Source organism: Anabaena sp. 90, from assembly GCF_000312705.1.
Taxonomy (GTDB): Bacteria; Cyanobacteriota; Cyanobacteriia; order Cyanobacteriales; family Nostocaceae; genus Dolichospermum; species Dolichospermum lemmermannii.
The window spans coordinates 1-16,788 of record NC_019439.1; the positions used below are offsets into that span (position 1 = coordinate 1).

Sequence of the window (16,788 nt, forward strand, 5' to 3'; positions counted from 1 at the left end):
AAAAACCATTCAAAATAGCTAAAAAGCCTAACATATAAGCTTTTTGACCTTTGATTTTTGACTTTTGACTTCCGCTCTGCGGTGTTAGGGTCTAAAGCTGGATATGATTCTCTTCTCTAGCTTAACCTGGATTTTTTCTGATACTACTTTATAAAACTCGGACAACCGTTCTATAAAACTTACCCAAAATTACCAAAGTCTAGACACATCTGGACAGCGATAACCTTAGTGTTTACTTCCTGCTTCATCACGGTCTTAGAATGGCTTCTAAGAGGTTTTTCCGCTCCACAGGCAATCTCGGTAGAACTTACCGTTTCTGACCGTAGTTCCTAAAAGGAACCCCAGAAATTTAATATTCCCTCTGTCTGAATTGAGGTAACTGGTCTGTTTTCCTTGTCAGTAAACCATTCTAATCTATTTTTTTAGCCGTAAGCATCAGCTTTTACGCCCAAATAAAATATTTTTTTTCAAAAATTATCACATCAGCAAAAATAATGCTATATTTATTAAACCTAGTAGTGTGTGTACATAATTAATAGTCTTTTTTTGGAATTACTGTGGCGAATACAAAATCTGCTCTTAAACGCGCTCAAATCGGAGAACGAAACCGACTGCGTAACAAAGCTTATAAATCAGCAGTTAAAACGCTGATGAAGAAATACTTTAGTTCTGTGGAAGCTTGTGCTGCCAACCCGACAACAGAACTCAAGCAGGAAGTGGAAACGAGAATGTCCGAAGCTTACAGCAAAATTGATAAAGCTGTAAAGGCTGGTGTGCTTCATGCCAACAATGGAGCTAGAAAAAAGTCAAGTTTAGCTCGTAAACACAAAACCCTTACTGCTTAGTCAATAGTCAGTGGTTTGTTGACAACTCACCCTCTCCGGGGTTAGTCATTTGTTCATTGGGGAAACCTTCAAGACCGCGCTAACTCACCACTGACCATTGATTAATGACAAGCTATGCAACTTATAGATACCCACGTACACATTAACTTTGACACTTTCCAGCCAGATTTAGCAGCCGTTCGCACTCGGTGGCAAGAAGCAGGAGTAGTCCGATTAGTCCACTCCTGTGTTCACCCCCAGGAATTTGCGAGCATTAGCCGCATAGCCGAGCAGTTTCCTGAACTTAGCTTTGCTGTGGGGCTGCATCCTCTGGATGCTCATAAATGGGATGACCAAACAGCCGCCCAAATCAAGTCTTTAGCCAGTTCTCATTCTCAAGTGGTAGCCATTGGGGAAATGGGGTTGGATTTCTACAAAGCAGATAATTATGAGCTTCAGCATGAGGTATTTGCATCACAATTAGCGATCGCTTGTGAACTGAATTTACCAGTGATCATCCATTGTCGTGATGCTGCACCAGCAGTCAGGGATGTATTGCAAAAATGGCGGAATTGGCATGGGGAAAAGGTACGGGGTGTCATGCACTGCTGGGGAGGGACACCAGAAGAAACTCAATGGTTTCTAGATTTAGGTTTCTATATTAGCTTTAGCGGCACAGTGACATTCAAGAATGCCAAAACTATTCAAGAGTCTGCCGCAATGGTGAATAGCGATCGCTTACTGATAGAAACAGATTGTCCATTTCTGTCACCCGTTCCCAAACGTGGCGAAAAGCGGAATGAACCCGCCAATGTTCGCTATGTAGCGGAGCAATTAGCAAAACTACGAGAAGAAACAATAGAGGAAATTGCCCAGAAAACCACCCAAAATGCCTGTAGATTATTTGGTCTAGCGTTGTAGATCAGCATCAAGTCCCAAAGAATTAGCGCTGATTTCATCAAGAAGATACTTCTATTGAATGAAAATGTGCTAAAATTATTCCCTCTAAAACATTTAGGTTAAGCCATAATGGTAAAGGAAGGATAATAACTCCTAAAACTCAATTTGTGCTGTTATCAAAATGATATTAGCCAGTTTGGGAATTTGTGGTTTTAGCCAGCTTGATCAATCGCAACGACCCCAATCTAAAATCCAAAATTGTCTGCCCATCCACTTAAATCTCTACAAACGGATGCTCTCAATAGATAACAAACCGTGGCAACCTAGGTTGACTAAAAAAAACTTGAAACCTGAAAACAGCAATCCTTCAATATATCAAACAATAAAGAAAATCGTTAAAAATAATTGTCTAGTCCAGACAATCATATCCATATCAAATCCATAGTGCAGGCTCTTATGCCATATTGCGCTATCGAATTCGACTCTTGCGGAACTCCCAGTTTGGGGATCTTACAGCAAGGATAAAGTATCAGGCATAAGGTGTGAGGGGTGAAGTATGAAGAAGTGTGAAGTAAAAAAAATCTTATAGCCAACGCCACGCTATCAGCTAAATTGTCGGTGGAGCAGGCTGTTACCAAGTAAATAGACTTCAACACTCACCAATTCATATTTTATGCAGAAAAGCCTTCATGGCAGAACTCCACCAATACCTCTTTGAAAGTTTAACCAGGTTGATAAAGGTAAAGGCATGACTAACGACGATAAATACATGGAATCCGCCTTTCTATTACCCGACTTGATTGAAATTCAGCGTTCTAGTTTTCGCTGGTTTCTAGAAGAAGGGCTAATCGAAGAACTGAACTCCTTTAGTCCAATTACAGACTACACTGGCAAACTAGAACTGCACTTTTTAGGCAATAACTATAAACTTAAAGAACCTAAATACAGTGTTGAAGAATCCAAGCGGAGAGATAGCACTTATGCAGTGCAAATGTATGTCCCCACCCGGTTGCTAAACAAAGAAACAGGAGACATTAAAGAACAAGAAGTATTTATTGGCGATTTGCCATTGATGACAGATAGAGGCACATTTATTATCAACGGTGCTGAACGCGTCATTGTCAATCAAATTGTGCGATCGCCTGGAGTTTACTATAAATCAGAAATTGATAAAAACGGACGACGGACTTATTCTGCCAGCTTAATTCCGAACCGGGGGGCATGGCTGAAATTTGAAACAGATCGTAATGACTTAGTTTGGGTACGGATAGACAAAACCCGGAAACTGTCAGCCCAGGTACTGTTAAAAGCCCTGGGATTATCAGATAACGAGATATTTGATGCACTGCGCCATCCAGAATACTTCCAAAAAACCATCGAAAAAGAAGGGCAATTTTCCGAAGAAGAAGCCCTAATGGAATTATATCGGAAACTTCGTCCCGGTGAACCGCCTACAGTCCTAGGTGGACAACAGCTTTTAGACTCCCGCTTCTTTGATCCTAAACGCTATGACCTGGGTAAAGTTGGACGTTATAAACTCAACAAAAAACTTCGTCTTTCCGCCCCCGACACCATGCGCGTCCTCACCCCTGGGGACATCTTAGCCGCCATTGATTACCTCATAAATCTAGAATACGATATCGGTAGTATTGATGACATTGACCACCTCGGAAATCGCCGAGTCAGAAGCGTTGGGGAATTACTGCAAAATCAAGTCAGAGTAGGGTTAAATCGCTTAGAAAGAATTATTCGAGAACGGATGACCGTATCCGATGCCGAATCTCTCACTCCCGCATCTCTAGTTAACCCCAAACCCTTAGTAGCAGCCATCAAAGAATTCTTTGGTTCGAGCCAACTCAGTCAATTCATGGATCAAACTAATCCCTTGGCAGAATTGACCCATAAACGCCGCCTCAGTGCCTTGGGACCAGGTGGTTTGACCAGAGAAAGAGCCGGGTTTGCAGTTCGAGATATTCACCCCAGCCACTACGGACGGATTTGCCCCATTGAAACACCAGAAGGACCAAATGCCGGACTCATCGGTTCATTAGCCACCCATGCCCGCGTTAACCTCTATGGTTTTCTAGAAACACCCTTCCGACCAGTAGAAAATGGCAAAGTCCTCTTTGATGTGCTGCCTGTTTACATGACAGCAGACGAAGAAGACGACCTGCGGACAGCCACAGGTGACGTTCCCCTGGATGAAAATGGTTACATCAAAGGACCCCACGTGCCAGTGCGCTATCGCCAAGACTGGACAACCACCGGACCCGAACAGGTGGATTACGTGGCAGTTTCTCCAGTGCAGATTGTCTCAGTAGCCACCAGCATGATTCCCTTCTTGGAACATGACGACGCTAACCGAGCGCTCATGGGTTCTAATATGCAGCGCCAAGCTGTACCCCTACTCAGACCAGAACGCCCCTTGGTGGGAACCGGTTTGGAGGCCCAAGCCGCCAGAGACTCCGGCATGGTCATAGTTTCCCGCACCGATGGCGATGTGGTCTATGTTGATGCCACAGAAATTCGTGTCCGCGCCAGTGGTCAGTTGTCCGCAGCCAGTGGTAGCCAAGTTATTGAAAAAGGCCAAGAACTTAAATACAAACTTTCCAAATATCAACGTTCCAACCAAGACACCTGTTTAAACCAAAAACCATTGGTGAGAATTGGCGAAAAAGTCGTAGCCGGTCAAGTATTGGCAGATGGTTCTTCCACAGAAGGGGGAGAACTGGCACTAGGACAAAATATAGTTGTCGCCTATATGCCCTGGGAAGGCTACAACTACGAGGACGCAATCCTCATTTCCGAGCGCCTGGTCCAGGAAGATGTCTATACTTCCATTCACATCGAAAAATACGAAATCGAAGCCAGACAAACCAAACTCGGACCCGAAGAAATCACCAGAGAAATTCCCAACGTTGGTGAAGATGCCCTTAGACAATTGGATGAACAAGGCATTATCCGCATTGGGGCGTGGGTAGATGCTGGGGATATTCTCGTGGGAAAAGTTACTCCCAAGGGTGAATCTGACCAACCCCCCGAAGAAAAACTCCTCCGCGCCATCTTTGGTGAAAAAGCCCGTGATGTCCGCGACAACTCCCTGCGAGTTCCCAATGGTGAAAAAGGTCGGGTAGTTGATGTCCGGTTGTTCACCCGTGAACAAGGTGATGAACTGCCACCGGGAGCAAATATGGTAGTCCGGGTTTATGTGGCTCAAAAGCGCAAAATCCAAGTGGGCGACAAAATGGCAGGGAGACATGGCAACAAAGGGATTATTTCCCGGATTCTGGCTGCTGAAGATATGCCCTACTTAGCTGACGGTTCACCCGTGGATATTGTTCTCAATCCCTTGGGTGTACCCAGCCGGATGAATGTGGGTCAGGTGTTTGAATGTTTACTGGGTTGGGCTGGTCATAATTTGGGAGTCAGGTTCAAGATTACTCCCTTCGATGAAATGTATGGCGAAGAAACTTCCCGGCGGCTAGTGCATGGCAAACTCCAAGAAGCCAGAGACGAAACCACTAAAGACTGGATCTATAACCCCGACAATGCCGGTAAAATCATGGTCTATGATGGTCGCACTGGTGAACCCTTTGACCGGGCTATTACCGTCGGTGTGGCCTATATGCTCAAGCTGGTGCATTTGGTTGATGACAAAATTCACGCCCGTTCCACTGGACCCTATTCTCTGGTGACTCAGCAACCTTTGGGCGGTAAGGCTCAACAGGGTGGGCAAAGATTTGGAGAAATGGAAGTTTGGGCGTTGGAAGCTTTCGGCGCTGCTTATACTTTGCAAGAATTGTTAACTGTCAAATCCGATGATATGCAGGGACGGAATGAAGCCCTCAACGCCATTGTCAAGGGTAAGGCTATTCCCCGTCCTGGTACTCCTGAATCTTTCAAAGTATTGATGCGCGAGTTGCAATCTTTGGGTTTGGATATTGCCGTGCATAAGGTGGAAACCCAAGCAGATGGTAGTTCCCTAGATGTGGAAGTAGACCTAATGGCAGACCAAGCTGCCCGGCGCACACCTCCTAGACCGACTTATGAGTCACTCTCTCGTGAGTCTCTGGAAGGGGAAGAGTAGCGAGGCAGAAGAAGGAGTCAGGAGTCAGGAGCCAGGAGTCAGGAGAAATGAAGAAGAAAGAAAGAAAGAAAGAAGAAGTAAAAAATTCCTTCCTCTTTCTCCTTTCTCTTTCCTCTTTCTCCTTATTCCTTCCTCTTTCTCCTTCCTCTTTCCTCTTTCTCCTTATTCCTTCCTCTTTCTCCTTATTCCTTCCTCTTCCTCTTTCTCCTTCTTCTGACTCCTGACTCCTGACTCCTGACTCCTGACTCCTGACTCCTGACTCCTGACTCCTGACTCCTGACTCCTGACTCCTGACTCCTGACTCCTGACTCCTTCTTCTGACTCCTTCTTCTGACTCCTGACTCCTGACTCCTGACTCCTGACTCCTGACTCCTGACTCCTGACTCCTGACTCCTGTTTTTTCATTCTTAATTCTCATGAGATCCCCCCAAACTAATCAATTTGACTACGTAAAAATTGGCATAGCTTCACCAGAACGCATCCGTCAATGGGGTGAACGGACTTTACCCAATGGACAACTTGTAGGTGAAGTTACCAAGCCAGAAACTATTAATTACCGCACCCTCAAACCAGAAATGGATGGTTTGTTTTGCGAGCGCATCTTTGGCCCAGCTAAGGATTGGGAATGCCATTGTGGTAAGTACAAACGGGTGCGCCATAGAGGGATTGTCTGCGAGCGCTGTGGTGTAGAAGTTACAGAGTCCCGCGTCCGTCGCCACAGGATGGGTTTTATTAAGTTGGCTGCCCCTGTGGCTCATGTTTGGTATCTCAAAGGGATTCCTAGCTATATTGCTATTCTCCTAGATATGCCGTTGCGGGATGTGGAGCAGATTGTTTATTTCAACTCCTACTGCGTTTTAGCACCGGGCAACGCTGATACTCTCAGTTACAAACAACTGTTGAGCGAAGACCAATGGTTAGAAATCGAAGATGCTATCTACAGCGAAGATTCCCAGTTAGAGGGTGTGGAAGTTGGCATTGGCGCTGAAGCTCTGCTGCGGCTGTTGGCAGATATTAATTTGGAGCAAGAAGCGGAAACCCTGCGGGATGAAATCGAAAAGGCCAAGGGTCAGAAACGGGCAAAATTAATTAAACGGCTACGGGTAATTGATAATTTCATCGCTACCGGTTCTCAGCCAGAATGGATGGTGATGGAAATTATTCCCGTCATTCCCCCAGATTTGCGCCCCATGGTGCAGCTAGATGGAGGCAGATTTGCCACCAGCGATTTAAATGATTTGTACCGCCGGGTGATTAATCGCAACAACCGTTTGGCTAGACTTCAGGAAATTCTCGCGCCGGAGATTATTGTCCGCAACGAGAAACGGATGCTGCAAGAGGCTGTGGATGCCTTGATTGACAATGGTCGGCGGGGACGGACTGTGGTGGGGGCTAATAACCGTCCGCTGAAATCCTTGTCCGATATTATTGAGGGAAAACAAGGACGTTTCCGCCAAAACCTGCTGGGTAAACGGGTGGACTATTCGGGACGGTCGGTAATTGTGGTCGGTCCGAATCTGAAGATTCACCAGTGCGGTCTACCCAGAGAAATGGCCATTGAGTTGTTTCAGCCCTTTGTGATCAATCGTCTGATTCGTTCCGGCATGGTCAACAATATCAAGGCAGCGAAAAAGCTGATTTCTCGCAATGATGCCAGTGTTTGGGATGTGTTGCAGGAAGTGATTGAGGGGCATCCAGTGATGCTAAACCGAGCGCCAACGTTGCACCGATTGGGGATTCAGGCCTTTGAACCGATTTTGGTAGAAGGAAGAGCCATTCAACTCCATCCTTTAGTCTGTCCCGCCTTTAATGCTGACTTTGACGGTGACCAAATGGCGGTTCATGTTCCCTTGTCCTTGGAGAGTCAAGCTGAAGCCCGGCTGTTGATGCTGGCTTCTAATAATATTTTGTCACCAGCAACGGGCAAACCGATTGTGACTCCTAGCCAAGATATGGTGTTGGGAGCATATTATTTGACAGCGGAAAACCCCAAGGCAACCAAGGGGGCGGGTAAGTATTTCTCCTCTTTGGATGATGTAATTATGGCCTATGAGGCGAAACAGGTAGAGCTTCATGCCTATATTTATGTGCGTTTTGATGGGGAAATTGATTCGGGTGAACCGGATACTGAACCTGTGGAGGTAATTGAGGACAAAGACGCTAAGGGCAGGCTGATGAGTCGGACTCTGATTTATAAGTTCCGACGGGTGCGGGAAGATGGGGAGGGGAATTTGATTTCTCAGTATATTTATACGACTCCAGGACGAGCAATTTATAACCAGGCAATTCAGGAAGCGATAGATGCTTAGGGAAATTAAAAATTGAGAATTAAAAATTAAAAATGAAAGAAATAACTTTGGAAATTGAAAATTGATAATTTTTAATTGAAAAACTTCTTTTGTTTTTAATTTCTTCTTCTCTTAATTTTTAATTATTAATTTGTAATTTTTAATTGGAACGAAGTGACTTATGACTAAAGCAGTTTTTCGGAATCTGGTAGTAAACAAAGCTAAGTTGAGAGACCTGATTTCTTGGTCTTTTACTCATTATGGAACAGCGCGGACGGCAGTAATGGCCGATAAACTCAAGGAATTGGGTTTTCGCTATGCTACCAGAGCCGGAGTATCTATTAGTGTGGATGATTTGATGATTCCTCCGGCTAAGAAAGAGATGCTGGAAGCAGCAGAGATGGAAATTTTAGTAACGGAGGAACGCTATCAACGGGGGGAAATTACTGAAGTTGAACGTTTTCAGAAAGTAATTGATACTTGGAACAGTACCTCAGAAGCACTCAAGGATGAGGTGGTGGTGCATTTCCAGAAAACAGATCCCCTCAACTCCGTGTATATGATGGCCTTTTCCGGGGCGCGGGGGAATATTTCCCAGGTGCGGCAGTTGGTGGGGATGCGGGGACTAATGGCAGATCCCCAGGGGGAAATTATTGATTTACCAATTAAAACCAACTTCCGAGAAGGTTTGACAGTTACCGAATATATTATTTCTAGTTATGGAGCGCGGAAGGGGCTGGTGGATACGGCGCTGCGGACTGCTGACTCTGGGTACTTGACCCGGCGGTTGGTGGATGTGTCCCAGGACGTGATTGTGCGAGAGTTTGACTGTGGCACAAATAAGGGCTTGACCATTGGGGCAATGGTTGAAGGGAATAAGATACTAATTAAACTAGCAACGCGGTTGATGGGTCGGGTTGTGGGTGAGGACGTGGTGCATCCCGTCACAGGGGAAATCATTGCCCTGCGGAATACGCCCATTGATGATGATTTAGCGATCGCTATCCAAAAATCCGGAGTCCAAAAGGTGACTGTCCGCAGTCCCTTGACCTGTGAAGCTGCCCGGTCAGTGTGTCAGCATTGCTACGGTTGGAGTTTAGCCCATGCCAAGATGGTAGATTTGGGTGAAGCTGTGGGGATTATTGCCGCCCAAAGTATTGGCGAACCAGGGACGCAGTTGACCATGCGGACATTCCACACTGGAGGCGTATTCACGGGGGAAGTTGCCCAACAGGTGCGGTCTAAGGTGGCAGGAACAGTGAAGATTCCTCGCAAATTGCAAACTCGTCCCTATCGCACCCGTCATGGTGAAGATGCCCTGTATGTGGAAGCCAACGGGACCTTGACGATTGAGGGCGATAAGAAGTCGGGAACGGGGGAAAGCCAGGAAATTGCTGTTACCCAGGGTTCAACTCTATATATTCACAATGGTCAGCAGGTATTGGCAGAGCATTTGGTGGCTGAGGTAGCGCTGGGAGGTAGAACCACCAGAACCAATACAGAAAAAGCCGTGAAAGACGTAGCTTCTGACTTGGCTGGTGAAGTGAAATTTGCGGATCTGGTGGCAGAACCAAAGACTGACCGCCAGGGGAATACCACTACTACTGCTTCTAGAGGCGGTTTGATTTGGATTCTATCGGGGGACGTATATAACTTGCTGCCAGGGGCGGAGTTGATTGTCAAGAATGGGGATGCGATCGCTACCAATGGAGTATTGGCGCAAACCAAGCTGACAACGGTACATGGAGGCGTAGTGCGATTACCAGAGGCCATTCCCGGGAAAGGGACGCGGGAAATCGAGATTATTACCGCTTCTGTGGTATTGGATCAGGCAGCGATTACCGTCCAGAGTTCCCAAGGGCGGAATAGCTACTTGATTACAACCACGAATAATCAGGTATTTAATTTGCGGGCGACTCCAGGGACTAAGGTGCAGAATGGTCAGGTAGTGGCAGAATTGATTGATGACCAGTACCGGACGACCACCGGGGGCTTATTGAAATTTGCCCAAGTGGAAGTACAGAAGAAAGGAAAAGCCAAATTGGGCTATGAGGTGGTGCAGGGGGGAACGCTGCTGTGGATACCGGAAGAAACCCATGAAGTGAACAAGGATATTTCCTTGCTGCTGGTGGAGGATGGCCAGTATGTGGAAGCGGGAACGGAAGTGGTCAAAGACATTTTCTGTCAAACCGGTGGGGTGGTAGAAGTTACCCAAAAGAATGACATTTTGCGAGAAGTGGTGGTGAAACCGGGTGAGTTGTTGATGGTAGATGATCCGGAAACTGCGATCGCCCATGACAATACATTTTTGCAGCCCGGTGAAGAGTTGCAAGGAATGGTGGCGACGGAGTTGCGGTATATCCAGTACGTAGAGACTCCCGAAGGTCCGGCATTGCTGAGTCGTCCGGTGGTAGAATTTGCTGTGCCAACCCACCCTGATGTCCCAGCGACAACGACGGTGAGTCAGGATACAGGGCGCTCGATTCAGTTACGAGCGGTGCAAAGGATTCCTTATAAGGATTCAGAGCGGGTGAAGTCAGTGGAGGGTGTGGAACTGCTGCGGACACAGATAGTATTGGAGATTGAGCAGGAGACGGAGGGAGAACACGGGGCTTCGCCTTTGGCTGCGGACATTGAATTGATTACTGATGCTGAAAATGAGGAAATTCAGCGGTTACAGTTGGTGATTTTGGAGTCTTTGGTAGTGCGGCGCGACATTACAGCGGATGCGACCCAAGGCAGTACAGAAACTAATTTGGAAGTTGCGGACGGTGACACCATTGAGCCGGGGGCTGTGGTAGCACGGACGAAGATTTTGTGTAAGGAAGGGGGAATTGTTCGCGGTGTGCAGCAGGGGGCGGAAACGGTGCGCCGTTGTTTGGTGCTGCGTCCCAATGATTTGGTAACTATAGGTACCAATGTGCTGCCGAATATCAAGAAGGGCGATTTGGTAGTGGAAGGTAGCGAAATTGCTCCTGGTATATTTGCCGCAGAATCGGGTCAGGTAGTGGAAGTCGTCAGTGGTCAGTCGTCAGTGGTGAGTCAGCGCGGTCTTGGGGGTTTCCCCCATGAGCGACTGACGAACCCCGAAGGGGTCAGTGACAAAACAACGGACAACGGACAACACTTCGACAAGCTCAGTGCATCGCTGACAAAGGACAATTCAGCCCACTCTATTACTCTCCGCGTTGGTCGTCCTTACCGAGTCAGTCCTGGGGCGGTGCTACAGGTCGAAGATGGGGATTTGGTGCAACGGGGTGATAATTTGGTGTTGTTGGTGTTTGAACGAGCCAAGACTGGGGACATTATCCAAGGTTTGCCCCGGATTGAGGAACTGCTAGAAGCCCGCAAACCCAAGGAAGGCTGTATTTTGGCGCGTCGTCCGGGGGAAGTGAAGATTGTCTATGGGGATGGCGATGAGGTGACATCTGTTACTCGTGAAGCCTACTCTATTAAGATTGTGGAAGCCAATGGGACAGTGACCGACTATCCCCTCGGACCGGGGCAGAATTTGATTGTTCCTGACGGGGCGCAGATTGTGGCTGGACAACCAATGACTGATGGCCCTTCTAATCCCCATGAAATTTTGGAGATATTCTTCAGCTTGGGGTCAGAGGATGGGGTCTATGCTTGTGCGAGTCATGCGTTGCAGAAGGTGCAGACCTTTTTGGTGAATGAAGTGCAGATGGTGTATCAGTCCCAAGGGATTGAGATATCTGACAAACACATTGAGGTGATTGTCCGCCAAATGACCAATAAGGTGCGGATTGATGACGGTGGCGACACAACCATGCTACCAGGTGAGTTGGTGGAATTGCGGCAGGTGGAACAGGTGAATGAGGCGATGTCCATTACTGGTGGGGCGCGGGCGGAATATACTCCCATGCTGCTAGGGATTACCAAGGCATCGTTGAATACTGACAGTTTCATCTCTGCGGCTTCGTTCCAGGAAACCACGCGGGTACTAACGGAAGCTGCCATTGAGGGCAAATCGGATTGGCTGCGCGGACTCAAGGAAAACGTGATCATTGGGCGCTTGATTCCCGCTGGGACTGGGTACAACACCTATGAGGAAGCGGGAGTGATTGATGATTACGTGATAGAGCCAGGTAGTGGGGTGCTGGATGAGGTTGATGACCCATTGGATATGGTGTTAGATGACCGGACAGCGAAACTCTATAATTTGGATGCACCGGGAATGGGAGATGGTGCTTTTGGTAGCAAGATAGGAGAAAGGCTGATTTTAGATGATGATGATGATTTAATTGCTGATGAAATTAGCGATATCGTTGTTGAAGATGATGAAGATTTTGAGGAAGATGATGATGAGGAAGATGATGATGACTTTGATGATGAATAAAATCTAGTACCGCACAGCGGAATTAAAAATTAACAATTAAAAATTAAAAAAGCAGATTACACAAGCTTTTTGTGGAATTTTTAATTGTTGGTTGATTTGCGCCGCAGTGTACTAGTCATCAGGTAATGGTTCAGGAGTATGGCTAACGCCACGCTTCGCTATCAGAAGGAAGGAGTCAGGAGTTCAGGAGTCAGGAGTTCAGGAGGAAGAAGAGGTAGGGGAGGTAGGGGAGGTACGGGAGGTACGGGAGGTACGGGAGGTAGGGAAGAAGGAAGAAGGAAGAAGGAAGAAGGAAGAAGGAAGAAGGAAGAAGGAAGAAGGAAGAAGGAAGAAGGAAGAAGGAAGAAGGAAGAAGGAAGAAATTTCTCCCCTACTCCCCCTACTCACCCTACTCCCCCTACGGTAATGGGTAATGGGTACTGATGAATTGGCAGATCCCCGACTTCTTAAAGAAGTCGGGGATCTTAATTATTATTGGGGTACAATCATTTCCCGAATCGCTGTGGCTGTGGCTGGTGCGAGTAAAACACCATTGCGATAGTGTCCCGTAGCCAGAAGAATGTTCGTAAAACCCGGTAACTTATCAATTACTGGCGCTGGTCTGCCTTCGGGACGAGGGCGCAATCCTGACCAAGTGCGGAGAACCTTAGCTGCGGCTAAATCTGGGATAAATGCGATCGCTTGTTGTCTGACAGAATCCAATAATTCTTGACTTGGAGATATTTGATCTTCATCATCAGGAAATTCTACCGTTGCTCCTATCCAATAATCACCATTTCCCATTGGTACAATATGCACATCATTACCAGTAATCACCGGTTGAAAATCAGGATTTCCTAAAGTCCGTCCTAAACTTAAATATAAAGCTTGTCCCAGCACCGGACGGATATTCACCATTTGATCTAATTGTGCAGTTAAGTCCGTTGAACCTAAACCCGCAGACATGATAAACCAATCAGCGGTAACTTCGCCCTCTGTAGTTTCAATAAAATTACATTTATGTGGTTCTCCCAATCCTTTTTTGATGTGTAAAGGAGTTGGGGGTGGTGGAGGTGGGGTTTCTGTTCCCGTCACAGATACACCAAATTTGAACTTTACCCCATTGCGTTGGGCTGCATCTACTAAGGCTAAAGTTAAAGCTGTAGCATTTAGTTGTAAGTCTTGGGGAGAATAGACAGCACCAATAATTTGCGGATCACTAACTTGGGGACAATATTTTTGCAGTTGTTCTTGATCCCAAACTTGCAATTCCCAACCTTGAGATTGGCGAATTTCTCGCAGTTGTTCCCATTCTGAAAGCACCTCAACCCCACTTTCTAAGGGGTGTTCTAAATTTTCTGACAACAGCATCACGATTCCTTGACGGTTACAAGGGATTTTTCGCCCTGTAATCCCTTCTAATTCAGGAATCAAAGTTTCATAGCGTTGGATGCTATTTTGTCGCATTCGCCAAGCAATACCCTTGGTTTTACTACTGATTATGCCCATTAAAACACCGAGGGCAGCGCTGGTAGAACCTTGTGCAGGTTGTTTTTGCTCGAAAACGGTGATGTTTAAACCTTTAACTTGGCTGAGTTCATAGGCGATCGCCGCCCCAACCACACCACAGCCGATAATTACTATATTCATGGTTTTTGCTAGGAGTCAGGGGTGAAGAATCAAAAGTCTTCCTTTCCACCCTATCACTCCATCACCCTAGTATTTTGTAATTCAAGACTCGAATTGAAGCAAGGGACAGGGAGCAGGGAGCAGGGAGCAGGGAGCAGGGAGCAGGGAGCAGGGGGAATATTGCCTCTTGCCTCTTGCCTCTTGCCTCTTGCCTTTTCCTTTAGCTACTCTTTTCAGGAACTAGTTCTAAGAATTTGTCAATATCTGCAAAAGCTTCTTTGTATTTACTCGCAGCTAGGCTAGTATTGCTCGCAGTAGCAGCTTGATCAATTCTTACTAAGTCATTCAACAAATCTTTGCTGATTTGTCGAGCTTTGGCTTGGTTTTGTTTGGCTAGATTAGGAATGATATAAGTCATATTTAACCTAGCTTCTGTCATTGGTCCGTGGATAAAATTACCCACTTTCACCCATTCACCCTTAGAAATGAGGTTTTTCAGTTCTGAAGAGCGATCGCGCACCATCTGAATTCCGGGAACATATTCCTGAATTTTGGCAACTTCCGCTGCTGTATAAGATGGTGGTACAGTAGCAACAGTAGGACTACCACAACTAATCAAAAATGTGGCCAATAATCCAAAAATCAGTGAAAAAATAGAACGTTGACGCACCATAGATGAAAATTAATTTTTTATTTGTTTACAGATTAACAGTGTTATTTTAGATCGCTATGTAATGAACCGTTACAATTAACTTAGGTTTTTCTGTCTTGATCTTCCCCACAGACCAAGCGAATAGAGGAGTATTATTGAGTGAACGCAGCCGAACAAGCCACAAACCTAGAATTTGCCAGCAAAATTGCTACAGTAGTAAATTTATTTAAATATGAATTTCCTGATGTCAAATCCGATCTTAAACCCTGGCACAATGACCCAGAAACCAGAGAATTAGTAGATCCAGATTCCATAGACATTGGTTTTCACTTTCCTGGTATCAGCAAATCTTGGCGCTGTCGCAGTATTTTAATTCAAATCCGATTTTATCAAGATCCCATCACTCATCACCGTCGCGCCATTGGTGTCGAAGCTGCTGGATTTGACCACAGTGGGGAAGTTTGGCGACTTTCTACCGTTGAAACTTGGAGTTTTGTTGGTGATTCCACACCCTCGGCTGTTGTTGGGGAAAAGCTAAAACAGGTTTGTCGGCAAATTTTAGAGGTGTTTAATGGAAACTAAGGATTATTAATACAACTACCATCTACACAGTATGCTGATTGATAGGTTTGGGAACGCTTACCAAACAATGTATAACGATTATCCCGAATTTGTTCATAAAACCTATCTCCTGCCCATTTGATCCCCGGTAACGTCCGATACGCATCCACAAACAGGCTTCCTAGAGGTAATAGTCGCCCAATTTCTTCAGCCGCATTACTACCTTGCCAACGTCTTTCTGTAGCATTACCATCAATTAAAATCATCCCCTGTTGACAATCTGTCGAGGTAATCCCCCATTGAGATAATGTCTCCTCATCTTGCATAGAAACGTAGCGAAACAGTTTCCCTTGGTCTAAATTTTCCAACAACTGCACTAAAGTCACACAAAGATTGCAGTTGCCATCATAGATCACGTAGTAATTCATAAAATTATAAGGGAAATGCCGAAAACCCTTGAAGATGTAGCTCCTCGCTTGCGGGGAGGGGGTTGGGGTTCTTGTATCTTACTTTTTAGTGCATATTTGTGAATTTACCTGTATCTACTTTACTATATAAACAGTGAAAAAACTAATTCTGCTTTGGCAATTTTCCAGTACAACTAAGTAGGTTGGCGTTGAAAATTGTCGTTATAGCAAGGCAATAGGCAAGAGGCAAGAGTAAAGAAGTTTTCAGCGATTTTACGTTTCTTTACACAGTTTGGTTTTATTGTGTTCACCTACTTAACTATTAAATAGCAATGTGAAATCATGACTCAAAATACCATTAATTATGTAATTCATGATGGCAATTCCCGTGGACATAATCATATTGATTGGCTGAATAGTTATCATACATTTTCCTTTAGCGGTTTTTATGATCCCAACCGAATGGGATTTCGTTCTTTGCGAGTAATTAATGATGATCGCATTGCTGCTGGTGCAGGATTTCCGACTCATGGACATAAAGATATGGAAATTCTCACTTATGTTTTATCAGGTGCGGTTGAACATAAAGATAGTTTAGGTACAGGTTCGGTAATTCTTCCCGGTGAAGCACAAGTTATGAGTGCAGGAACTGGAATTATGCACAGCGAATTTAATCCTTCTCAAACTGAAGAATTACACCTACTACAAATCTGGATTTTACCAAATCAGCAAGGACTAAAACCTAGATATGAACAAAAAGCTTTTCCTAGGTCAGAGAAGCAGGGAAAACTGCGTTTAATTGCGGCAGAAGATGGACGAGATGGGGCTGTAACTATTCACCAAGATGTCTCTTTCTATGCGGGAATTTTAGCACAAGGTGATGTGGTAAATTATCATGTCCAAAACCATCGTTATGCTTGGTTGCAAATAGCTAAAGGTGAAGTAATTTTCAATAATCACGAATTGAAAGCTGGAGATGGAGTAGAAATTACAGGAGAAGAGAAATTAACAATTAGCAGTAATTCAAATGCAGAAATATTACTGTTTGATTTAGGTTAAGTATTCAGTTATAGCAATCGTTCATATCCAGATCCCCGACTT

General features: G+C 45.5%; 12 protein-coding genes. 8 read left to right on the top strand and 4 right to left on the bottom strand.

Annotated features, from left to right (window positions below):
• Positions 1 to 557: 557 nt before the first annotated feature.
• The 3 genes from rpsT (at position 558) to rpoB (ending at position 5,811) form a co-directional block, all read left to right on the top strand.
• Positions 558 to 845 (top strand): 30S ribosomal protein S20, encoded by a 288-nt coding sequence (rpsT, locus tag ANA_RS18855; RefSeq protein WP_015083021.1) that lies wholly within the window; start codon positions 558 to 560, stop codon positions 843 to 845.
• Between the two features lie 114 nt (positions 846 to 959).
• Positions 960 to 1,745 (top strand): TatD family hydrolase, encoded by a 786-nt coding sequence (locus ANA_RS18860; RefSeq protein WP_015083022.1) that lies wholly within the window; start codon positions 960 to 962, stop codon positions 1,743 to 1,745.
• Positions 1,746 to 2,472: 727 nt separating this feature from the next.
• Positions 2,473 to 5,811 carry a DNA-directed RNA polymerase subunit beta gene (rpoB, locus tag ANA_RS18865; protein ID WP_015083023.1) on the top strand — a complete coding sequence of 1,113 codons (3,339 nt, stop codon included), beginning with the start codon at positions 2,473 to 2,475 and terminating at the stop codon, positions 5,809 to 5,811.
• A 162-nt stretch (positions 5,812 to 5,973) separates the two neighbouring features.
• On the opposite strand, the gene ANA_RS18870 is transcribed toward rpoB, so the two are convergent.
• Positions 5,974 to 6,216 carry a hypothetical protein gene (locus tag ANA_RS18870; protein WP_051155245.1) on the bottom strand — a complete coding sequence of 81 codons (243 nt, stop codon included), beginning with the start codon at positions 6,214 to 6,216 and terminating at the stop codon, positions 5,974 to 5,976.
• 11 nt (positions 6,217 to 6,227) lie between these two features.
• Here ANA_RS18870 and ANA_RS18875 point away from each other — a divergent pair, with 11 nt between their 5' ends.
• From ANA_RS18875 to ANA_RS18885, 3 genes are all read left to right on the top strand, one after another.
• Positions 6,228 to 8,120, top strand: coding sequence for a DNA-directed RNA polymerase subunit gamma (locus ANA_RS18875; RefSeq protein ID WP_015083024.1), 1,893 nt, complete (start codon positions 6,228 to 6,230; stop codon positions 8,118 to 8,120).
• A 160-nt stretch (positions 8,121 to 8,280) separates the two neighbouring features.
• Positions 8,281 to 12,459 (top strand): DNA-directed RNA polymerase subunit beta'', encoded by a 4,179-nt coding sequence (locus ANA_RS18880; RefSeq protein WP_015083025.1) that lies wholly within the window; start codon positions 8,281 to 8,283, stop codon positions 12,457 to 12,459.
• Between the two features lie 138 nt (positions 12,460 to 12,597).
• Positions 12,598 to 12,882, top strand: a complete 285-nt coding sequence (locus ANA_RS18885; RefSeq protein WP_015083026.1) for a hypothetical protein — start codon at positions 12,598 to 12,600, stop codon at positions 12,880 to 12,882.
• A 48-nt stretch (positions 12,883 to 12,930) separates the two neighbouring features.
• Here ANA_RS18885 and ANA_RS18890 read toward each other — a convergent pair whose 3' ends face one another.
• Both ANA_RS18890 and psbQ read right to left on the bottom strand, forming a co-directional pair.
• A complete protein-coding gene (locus ANA_RS18890) occupies positions 12,931 to 14,088 on the bottom strand; it encodes an NAD(P)/FAD-dependent oxidoreductase (RefSeq protein WP_015083027.1) in 1,158 nt (385 codons plus the stop codon).
• A gap of 199 nt (positions 14,089 to 14,287) precedes the next feature.
• On the bottom strand, positions 14,288 to 14,740 hold the full coding sequence (psbQ, locus tag ANA_RS18895; RefSeq protein WP_015083028.1) for a photosystem II protein PsbQ: 453 nt from the start codon (positions 14,738 to 14,740) through the stop codon (positions 14,288 to 14,290).
• A 138-nt stretch (positions 14,741 to 14,878) separates the two neighbouring features.
• Between psbQ and ANA_RS18900 the strand changes: the two genes are divergently transcribed.
• A complete protein-coding gene (locus tag ANA_RS18900) occupies positions 14,879 to 15,301 on the top strand; it encodes a hypothetical protein (protein ID WP_015083029.1) in 423 nt (140 codons plus the stop codon).
• Here the strand turns inward: ANA_RS18900 and ANA_RS18905 are convergent.
• Complete coding sequence (locus ANA_RS18905) at positions 15,298 to 15,708, bottom strand: thiol-disulfide oxidoreductase DCC family protein (protein WP_015083030.1); 411 nt, start codon at positions 15,706 to 15,708, stop codon at positions 15,298 to 15,300. The two genes, ANA_RS18900 and ANA_RS18905, sit on opposite strands and share 4 nt — an antisense overlap.
• Before the next feature lie 321 nt (positions 15,709 to 16,029).
• Here ANA_RS18905 and ANA_RS18910 point away from each other — a divergent pair, with 321 nt between their 5' ends.
• Complete coding sequence (locus ANA_RS18910) at positions 16,030 to 16,746, top strand: pirin family protein (RefSeq protein ID WP_015083031.1); 717 nt, start codon at positions 16,030 to 16,032, stop codon at positions 16,744 to 16,746.
• Positions 16,747 to 16,788 lie beyond the last annotated feature (42 nt).

Bases quoted from the DNA above. Each gene is read 5' to 3' on its own strand.
- ANA_RS18870 (WP_051155245.1), bottom strand. From the start codon at position 6,216: ATGAAAAAACAGGAGTCAGGAGTCAGGAGTCAGGAGTCAGGAGTCAGG.
- psbQ (WP_015083028.1), bottom strand. From the start codon at position 14,740: ATGGTGCGTCAACGTTCTATTTTTTCACTGATTTTTGGATTATTGGCC.
- ANA_RS18860 (WP_015083022.1), top strand. From the start codon at position 960: ATGCAACTTATAGATACCCACGTACACATTAACTTTGACACTTTCCAG.
- ANA_RS18885 (WP_015083026.1), top strand. From the start codon at position 12,598: ATGGCTAACGCCACGCTTCGCTATCAGAAGGAAGGAGTCAGGAGTTCA.
- ANA_RS18875 (WP_015083024.1), top strand. From the start codon at position 6,228: ATGAGATCCCCCCAAACTAATCAATTTGACTACGTAAAAATTGGCATA.
- ANA_RS18905 (WP_015083030.1), bottom strand. From the start codon at position 15,708: ATGAATTACTACGTGATCTATGATGGCAACTGCAATCTTTGTGTGACT.
- rpoB (WP_015083023.1), top strand. From the start codon at position 2,473: ATGACTAACGACGATAAATACATGGAATCCGCCTTTCTATTACCCGAC.
- ANA_RS18880 (WP_015083025.1), top strand. From the start codon at position 8,281: ATGACTAAAGCAGTTTTTCGGAATCTGGTAGTAAACAAAGCTAAGTTG.
- ANA_RS18910 (WP_015083031.1), top strand. From the start codon at position 16,030: ATGACTCAAAATACCATTAATTATGTAATTCATGATGGCAATTCCCGT.
- ANA_RS18890 (WP_015083027.1), bottom strand. From the start codon at position 14,088: ATGAATATAGTAATTATCGGCTGTGGTGTGGTTGGGGCGGCGATCGCC.